At 60.3% G+C, this 22,025-nt stretch carries 17 protein-coding genes and 1 riboswitch; of the genes, 13 read left to right on the top strand and 4 right to left on the bottom strand.

Features of this window, described 5'->3' with window-relative positions:
* Positions 1-35 precede the first annotated feature (35 nt).
* The 3 genes from ACP7BE_RS04140 to ACP7BE_RS04130 all read right to left on the bottom strand — a co-directional run bounded on the left by ACP7BE_RS04140 (position 36) and on the right by ACP7BE_RS04130 (position 4,649).
* On the bottom strand, positions 36-1,898 hold the full coding sequence (locus ACP7BE_RS04140; RefSeq protein ID WP_426104846.1) for a long-chain-acyl-CoA synthetase: 1,863 nt from the start codon (positions 1,896-1,898) through the stop codon (positions 36-38).
* Between the two features lie 32 nt (positions 1,899-1,930).
* Positions 1,931-3,100 (bottom strand): acyl-CoA dehydrogenase family protein, encoded by a 1,170-nt coding sequence (locus tag ACP7BE_RS04135; RefSeq protein ID WP_426104844.1) that lies wholly within the window; start codon positions 3,098-3,100, stop codon positions 1,931-1,933.
* A gap of 112 nt (positions 3,101-3,212) precedes the next feature.
* Positions 3,213-4,649 carry a coniferyl aldehyde dehydrogenase gene (locus ACP7BE_RS04130; RefSeq protein WP_426104842.1) on the bottom strand — a complete coding sequence of 479 codons (1,437 nt, stop codon included), beginning with the start codon at positions 4,647-4,649 and terminating at the stop codon, positions 3,213-3,215.
* 241 nt (positions 4,650-4,890) lie between these two features.
* Here ACP7BE_RS04130 and ACP7BE_RS04125 point away from each other — a divergent pair, with 241 nt between their 5' ends.
* The 7 genes from ACP7BE_RS04125 (at position 4,891) to ACP7BE_RS04095 (ending at position 14,891) form a co-directional block, all read left to right on the top strand.
* On the top strand, positions 4,891-6,438 hold the full coding sequence (locus ACP7BE_RS04125; RefSeq protein WP_426104840.1) for an efflux transporter outer membrane subunit: 1,548 nt from the start codon (positions 4,891-4,893) through the stop codon (positions 6,436-6,438).
* A gap of 89 nt (positions 6,439-6,527) precedes the next feature.
* Positions 6,528-7,640, top strand: coding sequence for an efflux RND transporter periplasmic adaptor subunit (locus ACP7BE_RS04120; protein ID WP_179292895.1), 1,113 nt, complete (start codon positions 6,528-6,530; stop codon positions 7,638-7,640).
* A 9-nt stretch (positions 7,641-7,649) separates the two neighbouring features.
* Entirely contained in the window at positions 7,650-10,709 is a 3,060-nt protein-coding gene (locus tag ACP7BE_RS04115; protein ID WP_426104838.1) for an efflux RND transporter permease subunit, read from the top strand.
* 105 nt (positions 10,710-10,814) lie between these two features.
* Entirely contained in the window at positions 10,815-12,200 is a 1,386-nt protein-coding gene (locus ACP7BE_RS04110) for a GntP family permease (RefSeq protein WP_095000237.1), read from the top strand.
* 29 nt (positions 12,201-12,229) lie between these two features.
* On the top strand, positions 12,230-13,867 hold the full coding sequence (locus ACP7BE_RS04105) for an AMP-binding protein (RefSeq protein ID WP_426104836.1): 1,638 nt from the start codon (positions 12,230-12,232) through the stop codon (positions 13,865-13,867).
* The gene (locus ACP7BE_RS04100; protein WP_095023906.1) at positions 13,864-14,310 is read left to right on the top strand and encodes a MaoC family dehydratase; all 447 of its coding nucleotides are present in this window, start codon (positions 13,864-13,866) and stop codon (positions 14,308-14,310) included. The genes ACP7BE_RS04105 and ACP7BE_RS04100 overlap by 4 nt, the downstream gene beginning before the upstream one ends.
* Positions 14,311-14,387: 77 nt before the next feature.
* Complete coding sequence (locus tag ACP7BE_RS04095) at positions 14,388-14,891, top strand: PaaI family thioesterase (RefSeq protein ID WP_426104833.1); 504 nt, start codon at positions 14,388-14,390, stop codon at positions 14,889-14,891.
* Between the two features lie 95 nt (positions 14,892-14,986).
* Here ACP7BE_RS04095 and ACP7BE_RS04090 read toward each other — a convergent pair whose 3' ends face one another.
* The gene (locus tag ACP7BE_RS04090) at positions 14,987-15,322 is read right to left on the bottom strand and encodes an RcnB family protein (protein WP_095000240.1); all 336 of its coding nucleotides are present in this window, start codon (positions 15,320-15,322) and stop codon (positions 14,987-14,989) included.
* A gap of 182 nt (positions 15,323-15,504) precedes the next feature.
* On the opposite strand from ACP7BE_RS04090, the gene ACP7BE_RS04085 reads away from it, so the two are divergent.
* The 6 genes from ACP7BE_RS04085 to ACP7BE_RS04060 all read left to right on the top strand — a co-directional run bounded on the left by ACP7BE_RS04085 (position 15,505) and on the right by ACP7BE_RS04060 (position 22,003).
* The gene (locus ACP7BE_RS04085; protein ID WP_426104831.1) at positions 15,505-16,278 is read left to right on the top strand and encodes an SDR family NAD(P)-dependent oxidoreductase; all 774 of its coding nucleotides are present in this window, start codon (positions 15,505-15,507) and stop codon (positions 16,276-16,278) included.
* Between the two features lie 34 nt (positions 16,279-16,312).
* Positions 16,313-17,611: an MFS transporter gene (locus tag ACP7BE_RS04080; RefSeq protein ID WP_426104829.1), complete on the top strand. Its 1,299-nt coding sequence runs from the start codon at positions 16,313-16,315 to the stop codon at positions 17,609-17,611.
* 102 nt (positions 17,612-17,713) lie between these two features.
* Entirely contained in the window at positions 17,714-18,871 is a 1,158-nt protein-coding gene (locus ACP7BE_RS04075; RefSeq protein WP_426104827.1) for a DUF1624 domain-containing protein, read from the top strand.
* A 33-nt stretch (positions 18,872-18,904) separates the two neighbouring features.
* A riboswitch (cobalamin riboswitch) is annotated at positions 18,905-19,102 on the top strand.
* 116 nt (positions 19,103-19,218) lie between these two features.
* Positions 19,219-20,232 (top strand): ABC transporter substrate-binding protein, encoded by a 1,014-nt coding sequence (locus ACP7BE_RS04070; protein WP_095024681.1) that lies wholly within the window; start codon positions 19,219-19,221, stop codon positions 20,230-20,232.
* On the top strand, positions 20,229-21,245 hold the full coding sequence (locus ACP7BE_RS04065) for a FecCD family ABC transporter permease (RefSeq protein WP_095019937.1): 1,017 nt from the start codon (positions 20,229-20,231) through the stop codon (positions 21,243-21,245). The genes ACP7BE_RS04070 and ACP7BE_RS04065 overlap by 4 nt, the downstream gene beginning before the upstream one ends.
* A complete protein-coding gene (locus ACP7BE_RS04060) occupies positions 21,242-22,003 on the top strand; it encodes an ABC transporter ATP-binding protein (RefSeq protein WP_095000246.1) in 762 nt (253 codons plus the stop codon). Before ACP7BE_RS04065 ends, ACP7BE_RS04060 begins: the two co-directional genes overlap by 4 nt.
* The last annotated feature ends 22 nt before the right edge of the window (positions 22,004-22,025 follow it).

Raw genomic sequence — 22,025 nt, 5'->3', positions numbered from 1 at the left:
CATCGTCCAGAAGACCTGCCCCGCAGGCCGACCGGTCACTGGCTGGTGTCCCCGACAAAAGCGGCCAGGCCAATGCGCTCCAGCACCTGTGCGCTGTACGGCACATAGCTGCGGCTGCTGTCATCACGGATAAACAGCGGGTCGCTGAATGCTGCAGGGGCATAGCCCTGACGTTGCAGGTCGACCTTGCGCAACTTGAAGGTACTGGTCAGGTCAGCCGCTGCCGATACCCGTACGAACACCGGGGCGGCGTAACGCGGCAAGCGCGTTTCGGTCAATGCATAGAACGCCTGCGGGTCGAAGCGGCGGCCCGGCTGCATCAACACCGCCGCCATACCGGCGCGCCCCTCCTGCCCGGGTACTTGCACGCCATAAATGTTGATCAGCTCAAGGCCTTCGAAGTCGCCCAGCGCAGCCGCCACCTCAAGGGTGGAAACGTTTTCACTTTTCCAGCGGAAAGTGTCGCCAATGCGGTCGATAAAATACAGGTAGCCGTCCTTGTCAAAACGCAGCAGGTCACCTGAACTCCAGTAGGCATCGCCCTGGCTGAACACATTGCGACGAATCTTGCTGGCAGTCGCCTCGGCTGAGGTATAACCCTCGAAACGCCCGCCGCCGATGTCGGGATGGTTGATGATAAAACCCAGGGCCTCACCCACCTCGCCCTCCTCGCACAGCTGGTAGAAGCCATTTTCGTCCCGTGGGTGGCTGTCGGTTTCAACGTCGTAGCGCACCAGGCGCAAGTTGCTCTTTTCCCAGTACGGCACACGGCCGCAAGCCCCCAGATAATTGTCGACATTGACCACATTGGTGTTGGACTCGGTGGAGCCCCAGCCTTCAAACACTTGGATCGGCCCGAAACGGCGCAGCCAGTTCTGCCAGCTTTCGCGGGTCAACCCGGCGCCGAGCATGCAGCGCAGACCGTGGTCACGTTCATCGGCCACCTCGGGCTGGTTGAGCAGATAGCGGCAGATTTCACCGATGTACTGGAACACGCTCACATGATGCTTGCGTACATCGTTCCAGAACTCACGGACACTGAATTTGCGCCGTACCACAATGGCTGCACCGGTTTTCAGCGCGGTGGACGTCACTGACGTGGCGGCTGCACCGTGATACAGCGGCAAGCAGCAATAGAACACGTCATGGGCGGTGGTTTGCAGGGTGATTTCCATGATGTCTCCGGTCGACATCCAGCGCATATGGCTATAGCGCGCCGCTTTCGGCAGGCCGGTGGTGCCCGAGGTAAAGATCAGCAGGCACGGGCTCTCGGCCCTCAGATCGGCGCGCACATCACGAGGGAATGGCATGGCGGGGGCTGTGGCCAGTGCTTGAGCCAGTCCGGTATCGACCTGTGACGGCATGGCCCCGGTCCATGGCTGCTCGGCATCCGCTACCAGCCATAAGGGCAGCGGTGGCAAGCCTTGAGTGGCAAGCACATTGCCCAGCACCTCTTCGCCGACCAGCATGGCCTTGGCATCGATCGCCTGCAGCGCGTGCACCAGTGGCCGGCCGCTGACCTGGGTATTGACGAAACCCGCCACCACGCCGAGCTTGGCCAGGGCGAACCAGCAACAGAAAAACTCCGGGCGGTTCTCCATCGCCAGGGCGCAGACATCACCCGGACGCAGACCGCGGGCATACAGGACATGGGCCAAACGGTCGGCGCGGGCATTGATCAGGGCGAAACTGAGACGCTGTTCGCCATAAATGATAAAGGGCCGTTCGCCGTGACGCTGCGCCTGCTCTTCGAGGCGATCGGCAAGGGTGTAGCGATCGGCCGGTTTGATCCGGGCACTGGCGGCGGCCCGCAAATCGAGAATTGCCTGCGTCTGCTCCCGTGGCACAACTGCGCGTTCGGCACTGGACAGCAGGGTTGCGTTGTTGAAATCGTTCATCCTTATCTCCGATATTGGGGCCACTGCGTAACTCAGCGTTGTGTGCGCGGCATGCCCAGGCCGAACTGGGCAATCAGCTCGCGCTGGATCTCATTGGTGCCACCGCCAAAGGTCAGGTTGACCGATGCCCGCACCTCATATTCCAGCTCGCCAAGCAGATAAGCCGCTGCCGAACCGGCCCGGGTCAGGCCACTGGCACCCAGGATGGCTGACAGCTTGCGCAGGATCTCGATCGCCGACTCCGAGCCGTAGACCTTGGTGGTCGAGGCCAGTGCGACGTCCACACGGTCACGTTCAAGGTCGGCGGCAATCCGGAAATTGATCAGGCGCATGGCTTCAAGCCGGGCATAACACTCGGCCAGATCGCGCTTGACCCAGGCCACATCAGTGGCGCGGTGGCCCTGCTCATCGGCGCAACGTGCCCACAGATAGACGCGGTTGAACAGGCTGACCACTTTGTCGGACCAGGCCCCCAGGCCCAGGCGTTCGTGGTTGAGCTGCGCCGTGATCAGTTTCCAGCCGCCATGCAGCTCACCCACCAGCATGTTGCGTGGCACCCGCACATTGTCGTAATAGGTGGCCGCCGTAGGGTTGCCGGAGGTCGGGATCAGGGTGCTGGAAAACCCTTGGGCACGGGTGTCGAGAATCAGGATCGAAATGCCCTTGTGACGCGCCTGCTCGGGGTCGGTACGGGCCGCCAGCCAGATGAAGTCGGCCGCATCGGCGCCCGAGGTCCAGAGCTTGCTGCCATTGACCACAAAACCGTCGGCATCTTCACGGGCGGTGGTTTTCAATACCGCCAGATCGCTGCCAGCACTGGCTTCTGAGTAACCGATGGCGAAGTTGATTTCCCCGGCGGCGATCCCTGGCAGGAATTTATCCTTTTGCAACGCCGAGCCGTGGGCCATCAGCGCCGGGCCTACGGTACTGATGGTCACGAATGGCAGTGGCGCACCGGCGATATTGGCTTCTTCAAAGAAAATCAATTGCTCGGTCGGGCCATAACCCTGCCCGCCATAGGCCTTGGGCCAGCCTACCGCCAGCCAGCCATCGCGACCGATTTGCGCGATGGTGCGGCGAAACAGCTCGCCACCTTCGGTACCGCGCATCTGCTGGCGCAGCTCGGGGGTCATCAGGTTCTGGAAATAGTCCCGGACCTTGAGTCGCAATGCATGCTGTTCAGGGGTGAGATCGACAAACATGGGGACGCGCCTCCAGACTGTTAGAAAACGTGCTTGTGTGCGGCTCACTCTAAGGCTGTCTGCGCCCCGCCGCTTCGTCTGTATGGACGAACAAAACAACCGTCAGCCAGGATCAATCCCGAGTGATCTGCGCCAGCATTGCCGCCTCGAAATGCTCGCTATAAGGCGGCAGCAAGCCCCATTCGCCGCGCGGGTCGTGGTCGGGTGCCTTGAGTACGGTGCGCAGGTGGCTGAATTCAAGGAACCCTTCACGGCCGTGGTAATGGCCCATGCCCGAGCCGCCGATACCGCCGAACGGAGCATCATGCAGGGCGGCATGCATCATCACGTCATTGAGGGTGACGCCACCGGACAGGGTGTGCTCCAGCACATGACGCTGTTCAAGGGCATCGTTGCCAAAGTAGTAGAGGGCCAGTGGCCGTGGTCGGTCATTGATATGCGCAATCACCTGGTTGACCTCGTCGTAGGGCAGCACGACCATGGCCGGGCCGAAGATCTCTTCGTGCATGATCAGGCTGTCTTGAGGCGGGTCGATAACCAGTTGCAGCGGGCGCCGACGGTTTTGCATATCGACCGCTTGCGCATAGGGCAGGCTTATCACCCGGGCACCGGCTTGACGGGCCTGGTCAACCAGATTTTCCACCCGGGCCAGATGTTGTGGGTTGACCACGGCAACTACATCCGGGTTGTCGCTTACCTCGGGGATGAACCCGCGGTAAGCGCCAGCAAAGGCATTGATAAACGCCTCAAGCTGCTCACGGGCAACGTAGACCAGGTCCGGGTTGATGCAGACCTGACCGCTGTTGGTGGTCTTGGACAGAGCAATGCGAAAGGCCGCCGTGGCCAGATCCGCGCTGCGGGCAACGATCACTGGCGATTTACCGCCTAGTTCCAGTGTCACCGGCACCAGGTTTTGCGCTGCATTACCCATCACCGAGCGGGCCACGGCGGTACTGCCGGTAAACACCAGGTGATCAAAGGGTTGCGCAGTAAAAGCCTGGGCCAGGTCGGCGCCGCCGGTGACCACCCCCACTTCCAGCGGGTCGAACAGTTCGGCAAACAGCCTGGCAACCAGCGCGGCAGTGCGCGGTACCACCTCCGAGGGCTTGAGGATCGCCCGGTTACCTGCCGCCAGCGCCGAAGCCAGCGGGCTGAGCAGTGTGTACAGCGGCGCGTTCCAGGTCCCCAGAATGCCCACGGTGCCCTTGGGCTGGTACATCACCCATGCCTGGGCACCGAGCTGGTCATAGGGGCTGAAGACCTGTCGCGGTTCATCCTGCATCCAGCTTTCGAGGTGGTCCCGGGCGTGCTTGAGCGAGCCCAGTGCCCCCAGCACATCGTTCATCAATGAGAACCCCCGGGGGCGACCGCCAAAGTCGGCATCCATCGCCTCGGCCAGCGCCAGGTGGTGGTCCACCAGTATGTCGATTACCCGCTGGATTCGCGCCCGGCGCTGCGCAGCGCTGACTGCGCCCTGAGCGTTGAACGCGGCTTTCTGCTCAAGCAACAGGGCTGCCAGACCATCAGCGCAAGAAATTGCACAACTCATTGATGCCTCCTCAACTGAACAAGGGCCCGCACAACACCCTGAGCGAAAGCTAGCCCGATCCTGCGTGCAAGCGCCTCGTCCAAGTGGACGAGTAAGCCAGAGTGGCCCCGTAACCTGTACACCCCGCCGAGGGCGAAGGTTTCCTCTGGTTGCGGTTGTCCCGCGCTTGGATTAACGTTCAGTCCAACTGCCAACGTGACTTGAATCCCGTCACTACCTGCCCTTTCAGGAGGGCTGTCGGATGCAACGGTGCTTGCCGCTGAGTCTGCTGTTCATTGCCCTCGCAGGTTGTACCCTGGGGCCTGACTTTGTTCGTCCCGAAGTCGCTGCGGATGCCGGTTACTCCACGCACAACCTTACGGCCACCGCCCGGTCCGATATCGACGCTGGCGGCGCTGCGCAACGCCTGATTGCCGGCATGGATATACCCGGGCAATGGTGGACATTGTTCCGCTCGCCGGAATTGAACGCTCTGGTGGAAGAGGCCTTGCGCGCCAACCCCGATATCAGCGCCGCGCAAGCAGCATTGCGCCAGGCCAATGAGCAGGTGTATGTCGATCAGGCTTCCTTGTTTCCCGTCCTGAACGGCAATTTGTCGAAAACCCGCCAGAAAGTCTCCGGGACCACATCCGGTACGGCGTCGTCGCCGATTCTCACACTCAGCTCCGCGTCACTGAGCGTGTCCTATGCGCCGGATGTCTTCGGCGGTACGCGCCGGCAGATCGAGTCGTCCACGGCGCAAGCCGAGTACCAGCGTTTTCAGCTTGAGGCCACCTACCTCACGCTATCCACCAATGTGGTCAATACCGCCGTCAGCCTGGCGTCCCTGCGCGATCAGATTGCGGCGACCGGGCAAATCATCCAGCTACAGAGCGACCAGCTCGACCTGCTGCAGGCGCAGCGGCGCCTCGGTGCCATTGCCGATACCGATGTATTGACCCAGCAAACTGCCCTGGCGCAAACCCGCGCTACTCTGGCGCCCTTGCAAAAGCAGTTGGCGCAAACCCGGAACCAGTTGATGGCCTACCTGGGCAGGTTCCCCAATCAGGACAAGGGCGAGCGTTTCAACCTGGCTTCCCTGCATCTGCCGCAAGAATTGCCGGTGAGTCTGCCCTCGGCAATCGTCGAACAGCGTCCGGATGTGCGCTCCGCTCAGGCGCAACTGCATGAGGCCAGTGCCAATATTGGCGTGGCGGTGGCCAATCAGTTGCCACAGTTCAGCATTACCGGTTCATTGGGTTCCACGGTAGCCAGCGGCAGCACGCTGTTTTCCGCAGGCTCGGGTGTATGGAGCCTGGCCGGGGCAATTGCCCAACCGCTGTTCGATGCCGGTGCGCTTGAACACCGAAAACGGGCGGCGGTCGCGGCGTATGACCAGTCGGCGGCGCAGTACCGCGGTACGGTGCTTGCCGCATTCCAGGATGTGGCCAACGCGCTCAGGGCGCTGGAGGCCGATGCCGAGGCGCTCAAGCAGCAAGTGGCTGCGGAGCAGTCCGCCCAGGCCAGCCTTGCCCTGGTGCAGGCGCAGTACCGCCTGGGAGCGGTGGCTTATATCAACCTGCTCACGGCGCAGCAAACCTACCAGAACACCGTGCTCAGCCGGGTCCAGGCCCAGGCCGTGCGCTACAGCGATACCGCAGCGCTGTTCCAGGCTCTGGGCGGCGGCTGGTGGAACCGCAGCGACCCTGACCCCCAGGGCCGCCCTGACCGATTCGGCTTGCCGACCTGGCAAGAACTCATGCCGAGTCACAACAAGACCGCGCCCGCCAAACCCACGCGGCTCGACTGAATACCATTGAAACAGCGAGAACAACCATGGCTGACGTCAACAACGACTCACTCGCGCAACCCACTGCAAGGCGCAGGCTGTGGCGGCCGATGCTTATCATGATCGGGGTGGTGCTGGTGATTGTCGCGATCATCGCCGGGGTCAAGTTCGCGCAGATCTCAGCCATGATTAACCAGGCAAAGCAGCCCTTGCCCGCCGCCGTCGTCACCGCCATGCAAGTACCGTTCGACGACTGGCAGCCGACGGTGACCGCCGTGGGCTCGATAAAAGCCGTGCGCGGGGTCGATGTGACCACCGAAGCGGGCGGCATTGTGCGCAGCATCGGTTTTACACCGGGCCAGGAAGTGGCAGCACAGGCGCTGCTGGTTCAATTGAATGCTGATTCGGACATCGCCCTGCTCCATTCGCTGGAAGCCACGGCGGACCTGGCCGCCATCGTCCTCAAGCGTGACCGCGCACAACTGGCGGTCAACGCCGTGTCCCAGGCGCAAGTGGACACCGACAACGCAGACCTCAAAGCCAAACTGGCCGCCGCAGAACAGCAGCGGGCGCTGGTGGCGCAAAAAACCATTCGTGCGCCCTTTGCCGGGCGTATAGGCATTACCGCTGTCAACCCCGGGCAATACCTCAACCCCGGTGACAAAATCGCCACGTTGCAAACCTTCGACCCCATCTATATCGACTTCAACGTGCCCCAGACCCAACTGGAAGCCATTGCCGTCGGCCAAAAAGTATCGGTGACCGCCGACGGCCTCTCCAACCAGACATTCACGGGGCGCGTCAGCACCATAGACACCCGCTTCGACCCGACCACGCGTAACGTCACGGTCGAAGCCAGCGTTGCCAACCCCGGGAAGAACCTGGTGCCCGGCATGTTTGCCCGCGCAGTTGTCGACTCGGGGGCGGTGCTGCGCTACCTGACCGTGCCACAGACAGCCGTCACCTATAACCCCTACGGCACCACCGTTTTTATCGCGCTGTCGAGCAAGAACGACAAGGGTGAAGACGTTCTCACGGCACAACAGACCTTTATCAAGACCGGACCGACCCGTGGCGATCAGGTCGCCATCCTGTCCGGTGTGAAGGAAGGCGACCTGTTGATCACCAGTGGTCAGATGAAACTCAAAAATGGCTCACCGGTGCAGATCGACAACAGTGCTGCGCCGCTCAACGATGCGGCGCCAACGCCTCAAGAACATTAAAGGTGACCCATGAAGCTCACCGATACCTTTATCCAGCGCCCGGTCTGGGCCGTAGTGGTTTCGCTGTTTATCCTGATCCTGGGGCTACGTTCGATCTTCGAATTGCCGGTCAACCAATGGCCGCGAACCGAAAATGCGGTGGTCACTATTACTACCGCCTACTACGGCGCCGATGCAGCCACAGTTGCCGGGTTTATCACCCAGCCACTGGAGTCGGCGATCGCCCAGGCCCAGGGCATCGATTATCTGTCTTCGTCGAGTATTACCGGGGTCTCGACCATTACCGCCACGCTGCGGCTGAACTTCGACGCCAGCAAGGCCCTGACCGAGATCAACACCCAGGTCAACTCGGTCAAGAACCAGCTACCGGCCCAGGCCCAGGAACCGGTGCTGTCGGTTGCGGTGGGGCAAACCACGGATGCCATGTACCTGGGGTTCTACAGCGACACCCTGCCCACCAATAACATCACCGATTATCTGGTGCGGGTGGTCAAACCCAAGCTCGACTCGATCCAGGGCGTGCAAACCGCAGAAATCCTCGGTGGGCGCCAGTTCGCCCTGCGTGCCTGGCTGGACCCGGACAAACTGGCGGCCCATAACGTCACCGCCCAGGACGTAGTCGCGGCGCTGGCCAACAACAACTACCTGTCTGCCGTGGGTTCAACCCGCGGGCAAATGGTCACGGTAGACCTGACGGCCGGAACCGACTTGCACACGGTGGATGAATTCAAGCGGCTGGTGATCAAGAACAACGACGATGCCCTGGTGTACCTGGAAGATGTCGCCACTGTGACCCTGGGTGCAGAAAGCTACGACAGCAGCGTGGCGTTTTCCGGCAAACGTTCGGTGTTTGTCGGTATCAAAGCCGCGCCCAATGCCAATATCCTCAGCGTTGCCAGCAGCGTGCGCGACGCCTTCCCCGAACTGCAAGCGCAATTGCCTGCAGGCGTGCGCGGCGAAATCGTTTATGACTCCACAGCGTTCATCAATACTTCGATTGTCGAGGTGGTCAAGACCCTGGTGGAAGCAATGGTCATAGTGTCGGTGGTCATCTACCTGTTCCTCGGCTCATTCCGCGCGGTGATAGTGCCACTGGTGGCGATACCGCTGTCGCTGGTCGGCACCTTCTTTGTCATGTATCTGCTGGGTTACTCGATCAACCTGCTGACCTTGCTTGCATTGGTTCTGGCCATTGGTCTGGTGGTGGACGACGCGATTATCGTGGTGGAAAACGTCGACCGGCATATCAAGGAACAAGGCAAAAGTGTATTTGAAGCCGCGTTGATGGCGGCGCGTGAACTGGGCGGCCCGATCATCGCGATGACGGTGGTGCTGATTGCCGCCTATGTGCCGATCGGGCTGCGCAGCGGCTTGACGGGGGCACTGTTCAAGGAGTTCTGTTTTTCCCTGGCCGGTGCGGTAACGGTATCGGCAGTGGTGGCCTTGACGCTGTCACCGATGATGACCTCCCGGCTGTTGCAACCCGGGCAGGATGAAGGTCGCTTCGCGCGCCGGCTCGATCAGTGTTTTGACTGGCTGCGCGGGCGTTACCATCGCGTTTTGTCAGCCGGTCTGGATATCTGGCCGGTGCTGGTGACCTTTGGCTTTGTCCTGTTTGTACTGGTCGCCGCCAGTGGCATGACCGCCAAAAGCGAACTGTCACCGACCGAAGACCAGGGGCTGGTGTTCATGATGATCAAAGGCCCGCCCACAGCTGCACCGCAACAGATGGAGCGCATTGCCGACCAGGCGTTTCAGATCGCCAGCAAGGAGCCTGAATACGCGCAGATGTTCCAGCTGACCGGGCTGCCCGCCCTCAATCAGGGCCTGGGCGGGGTCTTGCTCAAGCCCTGGAGCGAACGCACACGCTCCCAGGCCGAGCTGATCTTCGATCTTCAGCAAAAATGGAATCAGGTGCCGGGGGCCACCGTCGCTGCCTTCCCATTGCCTTCGTTACCGGGCGCCCAGGGATTGCCGGTGCAGTTTGTGATCACCACCACCGACTCGGTAGAAAACCTCAATGAAGTGGCTCAGGCCGTGATGGCCGAAGCCCAGAAGCAACATTTGTTCTGGTTTGCCGACATGGACCTGAAACTGGACAAACCGCAGGCCAGACTGGTGGTCGACCGGGAAAAAATTGCCGCACTGGGCATGACCCAGGCAGATGTCGGCGCAGCCCTGTCAGCTGCATTGGGTGGCAACTACGTCAATTACTTCTCGACCGCCGGGCGCTCATACAAAGTCATCCCGCAAGTACTGCAGGTTGACCGGCTCAACCCCGAGCAGATTCTCGATTACAACATCCGTACGCCCGCCGGTGTGATGATCCCGGCGCGCACGGTGGCGCATATCGAGACCTCGACACAACCCGAGTCGATCAATCACTTCCAGCAGTTGAACTCGGCGACCCTCTCGGGCGTCAGCGGTGTGGCCCAGGGCGAGTTGCTGGCCAGGCTCAACACTATCCTGAACGATATTGCGCCCTCGGGTTACACCTCGGACTTTTCCGGCGAGTCGCGTCAGTTCATGCAAGAGTCCGGCGGCTTTGTCGGCTTGCTGCTGTTCTCGATATTAATCGTCTACCTGGCCCTGGCCTTCCAGTTCGAAAGCTTCCGCGATCCGGTGGTCATTCTGTTCTCGGTGCCGCCGGCACTGTTTGGTGCGCTGGCCTTTATTACCATGGGCTTTGCCTCGATCAATGTGTACACCCAGGTGGGCCTGGTGACGCTGCTGGGGCTGATCACCAAGCACGGGATCCTGATCGTGCAATTTGCCAATGAACTGCAACGCGCAGGCCGCAGCAAGCGTGAGGCCATTGAGGAAGCCGCCGGCGTGCGTCTGCGCCCGATCCTGATGACCACGGCCGCGATGGTACTGGGCGTGGTGCCGCTGGTCTGGGCTTCCGGTGCCGGGGCTGCAGGGCGCCATGACATGGGGCTGGTGATCTTCGCCGGGCTGTCTATCGGCACCCTGCTGACGCTGTTCATGGTGCCGGCGATGTATATGTTTATCGGTTCCAGCCATCACCTCCAGGCTGCACGACCCTCGACAGATCCGCGCGGCGGATGAATACAGGGGGCAAGGTTGACAGGGTCGCATACGTGCTCTAGGTTGACGCAAACGTAAACGTAAGCACAAAAACAAGCCAAAACAATAATTATAAGAGAGCCACCCATGAGCACGATGGCGATACTGATATCCCTTCTGTTGTTGATGTTTTTCGCCTACCGGGGCGTGACGGTTTTGATCCTGGCGCCGTTGATGGCCGCGCTGGCCGTTCTTCTCAGCGGGGCAGCCGCAGATATCATGCCCACCTTTACCCAGCTGTTCATGAAGGAGCTGGGGCTCTATGTGATCAAGTTTTTCCCCCTGTTCATACTCGGTGCCCTGTTCGGCAAGCTGGTCGCCGACTCCGGAGCAGCGCATACCATCGCTGACTGGTTTATGCGCAAACTCGGCCATCGCCATGCAATTCTCACCGTAGTGCTGGCCTGTGCGCTGTTGACCTACGGTGGCGTATCGCTGTTTGTGGTGGCCTTTGCCGTATACCCGATCGGGGCGGCAATTTTTCGTGAGTCCGGCACGCCAAAACGCTATATGCCAGCGGCCATCGCGCTGGGGGCCTTTACCTTCACCATGACCGCGCTGCCTGGCGCACCGTCGATACAGAACTCGATTCCCACGGCTTATCTGGGCACCACCACCTTCGCCGCCCCGGGCCTGGGCATCATCGCGTCGATCGTCATGCTGTGGATGGGCAGTTGGATGTTGCAATCGCGAGCCCGCAAGGCCATGGCCAAGGGTGAAGGCTACGGCCCCCATGACGACGAAATAGCGTCGAATGCCAGCATAAAAAAACCCGGACTGCTCGTAGCCCTGCTGCCGATAATCGTGGTGATCGGCCTGAACGCGGCGTTCAGCTACTGGATCCTGCCTGCCCTGGACCTCAGCGTTTTGCGTGAAGAGCGCTTTGGCAACATCGACCCGGTGAGCGTCATAGGGCTGTGGTCCGTGCTGTTGGCCCTGATGTGCGCAATCGTATTTGTGATCCTGCTCAACTGGCGCCGCTGGGACAACCTGACGGTCACCCTCAACAAGGGCACCATCGGCGCCCTGCTGCCGATCTTCAACACAGCTTCGGAAGTGGCCTATGGCGCGGTGATCGCCGGTATGGCCGGATTTGCGCTGATCAAGGACACCATCCTCAATGTCTCGCCGGAGCATCCGCTGATTTCGGCCGTGCTCAGCATGAACGTGCTGGCAGGCATTACCGGCTCCTCGTCCGGAGGCCTGAGCATCGCCTTCCGCACCCTGGGCGCGGACTATCTGCGCATGATCGAAGCCGCGGGCATCAGCCCCGACCTGTTTCACCGGGTCGCTACCATTGCTGCCGGCGGCCTGGACACCCTGCCCCACTCGGGCGCGGTGATCACCTTACTGGCAATTTGTAACCTTACGCACCGCCAGTCCTACCCGCAAATTTTCATGATGACGACCGTTGTGCCCATGACCGCCTTGCTGGTGGTCATGGTGCTGGGTTCAACGTTCGGCAGCTTCTGACCATGGCGCATAACAACAAGGACTCGACCATGAACACGGCACCTCTCTCTCCCAGCGACCCGCAACGGGATGCTTCGCAGCGTTTCAATATTGCCCGGGCTTGCTGTGACCGCTGGGCTGACGACCCTGAACGCATTGCGATCATCCAGAAAAATGCCGATGGCACGGTTCAATACCACAGCTTTTTGGCCTTGCAACAACAGGCCAACCGCCTGGCCAACAGTTTGCGCACACAAGGTATCAACGCAGGTGACAGGGTCGGGATCATGCTCCCTCAAGGCCTGGAGGCCGGCACCGCCCATATCGCGCTGTACAAGCTGGGCGCCATTGCGGTTCCGCTGTTCAAGCTGTTCGGTGCGGACGCCATCGAACATCGCGCTTCGAACTGTTCAATGCGTGCGCTGATCACCGACGCCAGCGGCCTGCAGAAGATCGACGGAATTCGTGCCGGCCTTGCCCACTTACATCTGTGCTACGTTATCGATGCACCCGCGCATCGTAATGACGTGCTTGATTACCATGAGCAACTGCAGTGCCACAGTGACCAGTTCGAGACCCTCGATACGGCGGCCGAGGATCCGGCACTGATCATCTACACCTCCGGCACCACCGGCCATCCTAAAGGCGCTTTGCATGCCCATCGCGTGTTGCTCGGGCATTTGCCCGGCGTGCGCAGTTCACACGACGACTTCCCCCAGCCCGGTGACCGGATGTGGACCCCGGCAGACTGGGCATGGATTGGCGGGTTGCTCGATGTGCTGCTACCTGCCTGGTATCACGGCGTGCCGGTGGTGGCCCACCGCGCTGACAAGTTTGTGCCTGAAGACGTATTTGCCCTGATTGAAGCATTGCAGATTAAAAATGTCTTCTTCCCGCCCACCGCTCTCAAGCTGTTACGCCCTGTCGAAAACCCGCAACAGCGCTGGCATCTCGCGCTGCGGTCGGTTGCCAGTGGTGGCGAGTCACTGGGTGATGAACTGCTGGCCTGGGGCGACCAGGCGCTGGGTGTGCGCATCAATGAATTTTATGGCCAGACCGAATGCAATCTGGTGGTGTCCTCCTGCGCCAGCCAGGGGATCTACCGCCCCCATGCCATTGGCCGCGCGGTCGAGGGGTTTGACGTGGCCATCGTCGACGACTATGGCGTGCCCGTGCCCACAGGTGGTTCAGGGCATATTGCCGTGGCCACGCCCAACGGCAGCCAGATGCTGCGCTATTGGGAAAACAGCCAGGCCACTGCCGAGAAATACCTCAACGGCTGGCTGGTGACGGGCGACAAGGGCTCGATAGATGAGGATGGCTATATCTTCTTCCTTGGACGCAACGATGACGTCATCACCAGCGCAGGCTATCGCATCGGACCGACCCCCATCGAAGACTGCCTGATCAAGCATCCGGCGGTGAAAATGGCGGCGGCTATTGGCAAGAAAGATCCGATTCGTACCGAGGTGGTCAAGGCGTTTGTCGTCCTCAACCACGGCTACGCCGCCAGCGACAACACCATATGCGAGCTGCAGGCGCATGTTCGTGCACAACTGGCGGCCCATGAGTACCCCCGTGAAATTGAATTCCTCGACGAACTGCCCATGACCACGACGGGCAAAATCATTCGCAAGGCCCTGCGTGAACTGGAAGAGCAACGTACTGCGATGGAGCTGCAAGCATGAATTTTCTAGGAAAGGCTTTCGACGAAATTACCCGGGGCGAAACGTTTGGCCAGTCGCTGACCATCGATGCGTCACACATCAGCCGTGCCTGCGGCATGTTTGGTGACTTCAACCCGTTGCACAGCGATGCCCAATTTTGTGCCAGCAGCCGTTTCGGTCGACCGATCCTGCATGGGCCAATGACCAGCGCCTTCATGTCTGCTTCCATCGGCATGTACTTCTACGGCACCGCCGTGGCCTACCTTGAGCATAACTGCCGGTTTATCGCCCCGGTGTTTGCAGGCGACACCCTGAGTGTCGAATGGACCATTACCGAAACCCTCGACAAACCCCGCAGCAATGGCGGTATTGCGGTACTCAGCGGCTATTGCAGCAACCAGCGCGGCGAGCAGATTGCCGAGGCCAGCGGCAAGATTTTGCTCAGCAATCGGACGCCGGTTTAGACCTTTTCCAACAGCCCGGCTGGCTGTGAACATTGCCCGCCACGACAAGTCGGCGGGTCCTTGAGGATGAATATGATATGTCCCGGCTAACGACCTCTCTGCAAGACAGCGCCGCCCCCGATGGAGTCTGTTATGGCTGCGGCAGCCACAACCCTCACGGCTTGCATATCAAGAGTTACTGGCACGCAGACGGTGAGCATGTGATTGCCGAACACCTGCCGGACCCCAAATATTGCGGTTGGCCCGAACTGGTATACGGCGGCATGATCGCCATGCTGGTGGACTGCCATTCGAACTGGACAGCCATGGCTTATCACTACCGCATGGAGCAGCGCGATGCGGCCAGCCTGCCGCGGATCAATTGCGTCACGGGCAACCTGGGAATCAAATTTATCAAACCGACGCCCATGGGCGTGCCGCTGACCTTGCGGGCCCGGGTGGAAGGCGACGTGGGGCGTAAAACGCGGATTATATGCGAGGTCTATGCCGGGGATGTGCTGACGGCGGTGGGCGATTCGATTTTCGTACGGGTCGACACCGGGCAACTGGCCACGGCAGCCCATGGCCGCGCTGCGGGTTAAAGCTGATCGGCATGACATCATCGCGAGCAAGCTCGCTCCCACCCTGATTGCCAGCAGCGCAATCGGTGGGAGCTGACTGGTCCGGGATCCAGCCGTTATTTACTCAGGACTCTGGCGTCTTTGGTGCGGATCTCCTTGATCACCGCATTGACGCGATTGACCAGCACATAGTGGCCGCTGATTTGCACCCACTGTTCATGTTCATCAGGTTTTGGCAGGCCCCGGGCGTGCCAGTCCTTGATCGCCTCCGCGTCCCGGATGAATTGATCAGGCGCCTTGTCGCCGTTGCCATAGCAACTGCTCAGGTCCATGGACTCAGCCAGTATCTGCCCCGGCTTGCAGTCCCCGGGTTTGTCGTCATCAGCCTGTGCTGCGTAAGGCATGGCGCACAAAAGACCGGCCATTATTGATGCAGAAATCAAGCTGCGCATGTTCACCTCAACGTATGGGAGTACAGGCTTTATGGACAAGCCCTCACTGCAGTACGTTCCAATATCTTAATCAAGAATATTGATCACGAGATCAGCAATGACGATTGGACTGCATTTATAGCTTGAGGTGAAGTAACCACAAGGCCGCTGAAAATAATAAACGGCCATTTGTGGAGAACAGCATGTCATTCAATATCAACAGCTTCAAGCTTGAGGGACGTCGGGCCCTGATCACCGGATCAGGCCAGGGTATCGGGCTTGAACTGGCCCGCGGCCTGGGCGCAGCTGGCGCAACGGTGGTGATCAACACTCGCAATATCGATAAATCTCGTGCCGTGGCCGCTCAACTGCGCAACGAGGGGCTGAAGGCTGAATCCGTGGCCTTCGATGTGACCGACCGCGAGCAATTGCTAGCCGCGATCAACACCTTTGAGAGCGATGTCGGGGCCATCGATATTCTGGTCAACAACGCCGGCATCCAGCGTCGTGCGCCACTGGAGGACTTCAGCGCCAGCGACTGGCACGACGTGATGCGCACCAACCTGGACGGTGTGTTCCATGTTTCCCAAGCTGTTGCGCGGCACATGATCGCCCGCGGTCGCGGCAAGATCATCAATATCTGCTCGGTGCAAAGCCAGCTGGCACGCCCGACCATCGCCCCTTATGCCGCCTCCAAAGGCGCAGTGAAGATGCTCACCAAAGGCATGTGCGCCGAGTGGGCACGGCATGGCATCCAGGCCAATGGCCTGGCCCCGGGCTATTTTGCCACCGAAATGAATCGCGCCCTGGTCGATAACCAGGAGTTTTCCGAGTGGCTGTGCAAGCGCACCCCGGCTGGCCGCTGGGGCCGGGTTGATGAGCTGTGCGGAGCCGCGGTGTTCCTGGCTTCGCCGGCTTCGGACTTTATCAACGGGCAAACCCTGTTTGTGGACGGGGGCCTGACCAGCGTTGTTTGACCCGCACCTGAAAAACAATAACAAGGAACACCCCATGAGCACGCTTAAAGAACCAGCACTGCCCTTGAGCGAGATCGGCAGTGCGCAGGTCAAGACCCAGGGCTTCGCGACCAAACGCTGGCTGTATCTGATCCCGCTGATATTCATTACTTACAGCCTGGCCTACCTGGACCGGGCCAACTACGGCTTCGCCAGTGCGGCGGGCATCGAGCAGGACCTGGGCATCACCAAGGGCATGTCCTCGCTGATCGGTGCGCTGTTTTTTCTCGGTTACTTTTTCTTCCAGGTACCGGGGGCGATTTACGCGCAGAAGTACAGCGTGCGCAAACTGGTGTTCTGGAGCCTGATCCTGTGGGGCTTTTGCGCCATGGCCACGGGGTTGGTGACCAATATCCCGATGCTGATGTTTATTCGGGTTTCCCTGGGCATTGTCGAAGCGGCCGTGATGCCGGCCATGCTGATTTTCATCAGCAACTGGTTCACCCGCAAAGAGCGCTCGCGGGCCAATACCTTCCTGGTGCTGGGCAACCCGGTGACCGTATTGTGGATGTCGGTGCTGTCTGGCTACCTGATCCAGGCCTGGGGCTGGCGCGAAATGTTCATCATTGAAGGCGCGCCAGCGGTGCTCTGGGCCTTCGTCTGGTGGCGCATGGCGCGAGACAGGCCTGAACAGGTGAACTGGTTGACGCCACAGGAAAAAGCCCGACTGGCCGCGACCCTGGCTGATGAACAGAAAGGCATGCAACAAGTGCGCAATTACCGTCAGGCGTTTACCAGCCCTGTGGTGATCCAGTTGTGCTGTGTGCATGCGCTGTGGAGCATTGGCGTGTACGGTTTTATCATGTGGCTGCCGAGCATTATCAAACAGGCAGCGGCGGCGGACATCGTGACAGTTGGCTGGCTAAGCGCAGTTCCTTATGTCGCAGCGGTAGCGACGATGCTGGCTGTGTCCTGGGCTTCGGACAAAACCCAGCAGCGCAAACCCTTCATCTGGCCGCTGCTGGCCCTGGGGGCGATGGCCTTCTTCTGCTCGTTCCTGCTCGGGTCTTCACATTTCTGGTTGTCGTTTGCTTTGCTGACTATTGCCGGTGCTGCACTTTACGCACCTTATGGGCCTTTTTTCGCACTGATACCGGAGATTATTCCTTCGAACGTGTTCGGCGGAGCCATTGGCCTGATCAATGCCTGTGGCGCCCTGGGGGCCTTTGTCGGCTCCTGGATCGTGGGCTACCTGATCGGCCTTACCGGCAATCCGGGGGCGGCGTATATCTTTATGACGGCCGGGGTGCTGTCTTCGGCATTGCTGATGGCCTGGGTGAAAGTGCTGCGCTAGACATATCCAGCTTTGAGAGTGTTTCTCAAAGGGGTGACAGCGAAACAGGGAATGTTATACAGTATCAGTACTTTATAACATTCCCTTGCCAGCGACCCTTCAATGACCCTCCCTACTCCCCCCTTGAATCAGCGCCTGCTGTCCATCGATGCCCTGCGGGGCCTGGTTATCCTCTTTATGCTGCTGGACCACGTGCGCGAGACGTTCTTCCTGCACCGGCAAGTAGCCGACCCGATGAATATCGAGATCACCGACCCTGCACTGTTCTTCAGCCGTACCCTGGCCCATCTGTGTGCGCCGGTGTTTGTCTTGCTGACCGGTCTGTCGGCGTATCTGTATGGCGAAAAGTATCAGGGCAAACGCGATGTTTCGGCGTTCCTGTTCAAGCGCGGGCTGTTTCTGGTGCTGCTGGAGTTCACTCTGGTCAACTTCGCCTGGACTTTCCAGTTGCCGCCGTCGGTGATCTACATGCAGGTCATCTGGGCCATTGGCGTCAGCATGATCGCCCTTGCCGCCCTGGTGTGGCTGCCACGCCCGGTCTTGCTGATACTTGGCCTGGGAATCATCGCCGGGCACAATCTGCTGGATAACCTGCATTTTGCGGCGGGCTCGATGATGCATGTGCCCTGGGCGATTTTGCATGATCGCGGCTGGATTGAAGTGGGCGACAGCTTGCGCATGCGCACGTCCTATCCGGTGTTGCCGTGGATCGGCGTGATTGCTCTGGGTTATTGCCTGGGCCCCTGGTTCACCCGCTCCACCCCGCCAGCCCTGCGCCAGCGCTATCTGTTGCTGGCAGGCAGTGGCGCCCTGCTCGGCTTTATGCTGCTGCGTTTGTTCAATGGCTATGGCGAAGCCCCCTGGGCAAGCCATGACTCCGCCATGCACAGCGTGATGAGTTTTTTCAATATCACTAAATACCCGCCTTCGCTGTTGTTTCTCGCCTTGACCCTGGGTGTGGGCCTGTTGCTGATGCTGACGTTTGAGCGGGCACAACAACGCCAGTGGATCAGCACCCTGGCCGTGTTTGGCGCAGCCCCGATGTTTTTCTATCTGTTGCATCTGTATGCACTCAAAGTGCTGTACCTGGCCAGTGTTGCCCTGTTTGGCTTGAATCAGGGCAACTATTTCGGTTTCGACAGTATCGGGGCGGTGTGGTTAACGGCCGTGCTGCTGGCCATTTCGTTGTATTTGCCGGTGCGCTGGTTCGCCAACTTGAAAGCCCGCCGGCGGGATATCACCTGGCTCAAGTATTTCTGATTCTGACGGCGGCCCCCTTTAGCAAACAGGATCGATTATCATCCCGCCGCCGGTCCCCCCTAACGGGGGGTTAAAAGGGAATCCGCAGTGCTTTTTCAGCACCCAACGGAACTGCCCCCGCAACTGTAGATGACGAGCCTGCTCCAAGATTGCCACTGGGATACCCCCCGGGAAGGCTGGAGCAAGCGATGACCCATCAGTCAGGAGACCTGCCGGCAAAGTCCACAAACTAACCGGCGGGGTGTCCGGGGAGGCATCCTGCTTTGTACTGTTGCTGCAGCAGTACCCGATGATGCATTCCCGTCCGTGCACCTGTGCCCCGTGTACGATCAAATGGAGATTGCATCATGCTGTTGCACCGCGTTGTTACGCTCATGGTCACGCTGGCCTTGCCGGCCCTGGCCCATGCGACCCCCACGCAATACCCCCTGACCCTGCAGAACTGCGCCACCCCGCTGACGTTTGAGCATGCCCCCAAAAGCGCGGTAACCATTGGCCAGGCCGGCACCGAAATGCTCTATGCCCTGGGCCTTGGTGACAGGCTGGTGGGTACTTCTTTGTGGTTCAACGATGTCCCCGTGCAATACCAGGCACAGAACGACAAGGTTGAGCGCCTGGCCGACAATGACCCGAGCTTTGAAGCCGTCATTGGGAAACGCCCGGAGCTGGTGGTCGTGCAGCTGGAGTGGATGGTGGGGCCGCAGGGTGTGGTGGGCACCCGCGAGCAGTTTCACGAACTGAAGATACCGACTTACCTGATGCCTTCTGACTGCGAGGGCAAAGACAACCTGGTTGGCGCCGACGGCACGCGCATGCAGCCATTCAGTATCGACACTGTCTACAAGAGCATCAGCCAGCTGGCAGAGATCTTCGATGTGCAGGCGCGCGGTGAACAACTGAACAACCAGCTCAAGGCGAGCCTGGAAAAATCCATTGCCTCGCTCAAGGGCAAGGACCTGAGCGCCACCAGTGCGCTGTTCTGGTTCTCCAGTGCGGACATGGATATCGACCCATATGTTGCCGGGCGCAAGGGTATCCCCGACTTTATGCTCAACACCCTGGGCGTGCGCAATGTGGTGGAGTCCGATGAAGAATGGCCAACTGTCGGCTGGGAAACCCTGGCCAAGGCCAACCCGACATTTTTGGTCATCGCGCGCATGGATCGCCGACGCTTCCCGGCGGATGACGTCGAGAAAAAACTTGAATTCCTGCGTACCGACCCGGTAACCCGCAATATGGATGCCGTGAAAAACAACCGCATCATTGTCCTCGATGCCCACGGGATGCAGGCCAGCCTGCGCCTGTTCGACGGCATCGAAACACTCGCAACTGCGATCAGCCGCCACGACCTGCCTAAATGACTGCACGGTTGATCACTGCCTTCGCCGCCTGTACAGCACTGCTGCTGGCTGTACTCGCCGGGGTCGCTATCGGTGAAACTCCGATCGCACCCGATGTGGTGCTGCAGGTACTGGCCAACAAACTGTGGGGCGCCGGGCATGCACTGGACCCGATCGACGAAGGCATTGTCTGGAACTATCGCCTGACCCGAGCTCTGGTGGCCGCGGCCTGCGGTGCGGGGCTGGCCATCTGCGGCGTGGTATTGCAGTCCTTGCTGCGCAACCCGCTGGCCGACCCCTACCTGCTGGGCATTTCGGCCGGAGCGTCCACAGGTGCCGTTGTGGTCGCGGTGCTTGGCCTGGGCGCCGGGGCCATTTCACTGTCGGCCGGGGCCTTTGCCGGGGCGATTTGCGCCTTTGCCCTGGTTATTCTGCTGGCACGGGCCAGCGGGCCCTCCGGTGTAAGTGCCCAGATCATCCTGGCAGGCATTGCCGGTTCTCAGTTGTTCAACGCAATCACTGCCTTCCTGATCACCAAATCGGCCAGTTCCGAACAGGCTCGCGGGATCATGTTCTGGTTGCTGGGCAACCTCAGTGGCGTGCGCTGGCCTTCGGTATGGCTGGCAGTGCCTGTAGCGGTGCTGGGGCTGGCGGTGTGCCTGTGGCATCGACGGGCGCTGGATGCATTCACCTTTGGTGCTGACTCTGCGGCCTCATTGGGTATCCCGGTGCGCCGGGTGCAGCTATTGCTGATCAGTTGTGCGGCGCTGGTGACGGCGGTGATGGTGTCGATTGTAGGCTCCATCGGTTTTGTCGGGCTGGTCATTCCCCACGCCGTGCGCTTGCTGGCCGGTACCGGGCATGGCCGCCTGCTGCCCGTCAGCGCCCTGGGCGGGGCCTTGTTCCTGATTGCCGCCGATGTGCTGTCACGCACCTTGATAAAAGGCCAGGTGATTCCCGTCGGCGTGGTCACTGCCCTGGTGGGCGCGCCCGTATTTGCGCTGATCCTGATCGGCCGGAGACATGCACGATGACGGTACTGAGTTGTAGCAACCTGAGTTACCGCGTGGGTGATGCCCAGCTGTTGCAGGGCATCACCCTCAGTGTGCAGCGCGGCGAAACCCTGGGGATAGTCGGGCCCAACGGCTCCGGCAAGTCCACATTGCTCAAGCTGCTGGCCAACCTGCGGGTGCCCGGCCAGGGCCAGGTTTTACTGCACGGGCAAGCGCTGCGCAAAATGAGCCAGCGCAACATTGCGCAAACCCTGGCGGTGGTCGAGCAGCATGCCGACACCCACGACAGCATTGGCGTTTTTGATGCCGTCGCGCTGGGCCGTACACCCTGGCTGTCGGCGCTAAGCCCGTGGTCAGCCGGGGACACGGCCATTGTCGAGCAGGCACTGGCCGATGTGGATGCTACGCATCTGCGCAACCGTACCTGGCGCGGGCTCTCGGGTGGTGAGCGACAACGCGTGCATATCGCCCGGGCCCTGGCCCAGCGCCCGCAAATCCTGTTGCTGGATGAGCCCGCCAATCATCTGGATATCCAGCATCAGCTGGCCATATTAAAAACCATACATGCCCTGCCCGTGACCACCCTGATCGCCATGCACGACCTCAATCAGGCCCTGAGCTGTGATCGCCTGGCGATTCTTGAACGTGGCCGTTTGATGGCGCTTGGTAAACCCCTTGAAGTCCTGACCCCGCAACGGCTGCAGAGCACATTCGGGGTACAGGCGCATTACCTGACTGACCCTTTTGACGGCGCGCAGATCCTGCGTATGTGCGTTTGAATACTATTTAAGAGAGCCACCC

Origin of the sequence: Pseudomonas sp. TWR1-1-3 (assembly GCF_049896805.1) — a bacterium.
Classification (GTDB): Bacteria; Pseudomonadota; Gammaproteobacteria; order Pseudomonadales; family Pseudomonadaceae; genus Aquipseudomonas; species Aquipseudomonas bubulae.
The sequence above is the reverse complement of the archived record's forward strand: the minus strand, read 5'-3'. Positions and strand labels throughout refer to the sequence as shown.

Bases quoted from the DNA above. Each gene is read 5' to 3' on its own strand.
- ACP7BE_RS04140 (WP_426104846.1), bottom strand. From the start codon at position 1,898: ATGAACGATTTCAACAACGCAACCCTGCTGTCCAGTGCCGAACGCGCA.
- ACP7BE_RS04135 (WP_426104844.1), bottom strand. From the start codon at position 3,100: ATGTTTGTCGATCTCACCCCTGAACAGCATGCATTGCGACTCAAGGTC.
- ACP7BE_RS04130 (WP_426104842.1), bottom strand. From the start codon at position 4,649: ATGAGTTGTGCAATTTCTTGCGCTGATGGTCTGGCAGCCCTGTTGCTT.
- ACP7BE_RS04125 (WP_426104840.1), top strand. From the start codon at position 4,891: ATGCAACGGTGCTTGCCGCTGAGTCTGCTGTTCATTGCCCTCGCAGGT.
- ACP7BE_RS04120 (WP_179292895.1), top strand. From the start codon at position 6,528: ATGCTTATCATGATCGGGGTGGTGCTGGTGATTGTCGCGATCATCGCC.
- ACP7BE_RS04115 (WP_426104838.1), top strand. From the start codon at position 7,650: ATGAAGCTCACCGATACCTTTATCCAGCGCCCGGTCTGGGCCGTAGTG.
- ACP7BE_RS04110 (WP_095000237.1), top strand. From the start codon at position 10,815: ATGAGCACGATGGCGATACTGATATCCCTTCTGTTGTTGATGTTTTTC.
- ACP7BE_RS04105 (WP_426104836.1), top strand. From the start codon at position 12,230: ATGAACACGGCACCTCTCTCTCCCAGCGACCCGCAACGGGATGCTTCG.
- ACP7BE_RS04100 (WP_095023906.1), top strand. From the start codon at position 13,864: ATGAATTTTCTAGGAAAGGCTTTCGACGAAATTACCCGGGGCGAAACG.
- ACP7BE_RS04095 (WP_426104833.1), top strand. From the start codon at position 14,388: ATGTCCCGGCTAACGACCTCTCTGCAAGACAGCGCCGCCCCCGATGGA.
- ACP7BE_RS04090 (WP_095000240.1), bottom strand. From the start codon at position 15,322: ATGCGCAGCTTGATTTCTGCATCAATAATGGCCGGTCTTTTGTGCGCC.
- ACP7BE_RS04085 (WP_426104831.1), top strand. From the start codon at position 15,505: ATGTCATTCAATATCAACAGCTTCAAGCTTGAGGGACGTCGGGCCCTG.
- ACP7BE_RS04080 (WP_426104829.1), top strand. From the start codon at position 16,313: ATGAGCACGCTTAAAGAACCAGCACTGCCCTTGAGCGAGATCGGCAGT.
- ACP7BE_RS04075 (WP_426104827.1), top strand. From the start codon at position 17,714: ATGACCCTCCCTACTCCCCCCTTGAATCAGCGCCTGCTGTCCATCGAT.
- ACP7BE_RS04070 (WP_095024681.1), top strand. From the start codon at position 19,219: ATGCTGTTGCACCGCGTTGTTACGCTCATGGTCACGCTGGCCTTGCCG.
- ACP7BE_RS04065 (WP_095019937.1), top strand. From the start codon at position 20,229: ATGACTGCACGGTTGATCACTGCCTTCGCCGCCTGTACAGCACTGCTG.
- ACP7BE_RS04060 (WP_095000246.1), top strand. From the start codon at position 21,242: ATGACGGTACTGAGTTGTAGCAACCTGAGTTACCGCGTGGGTGATGCC.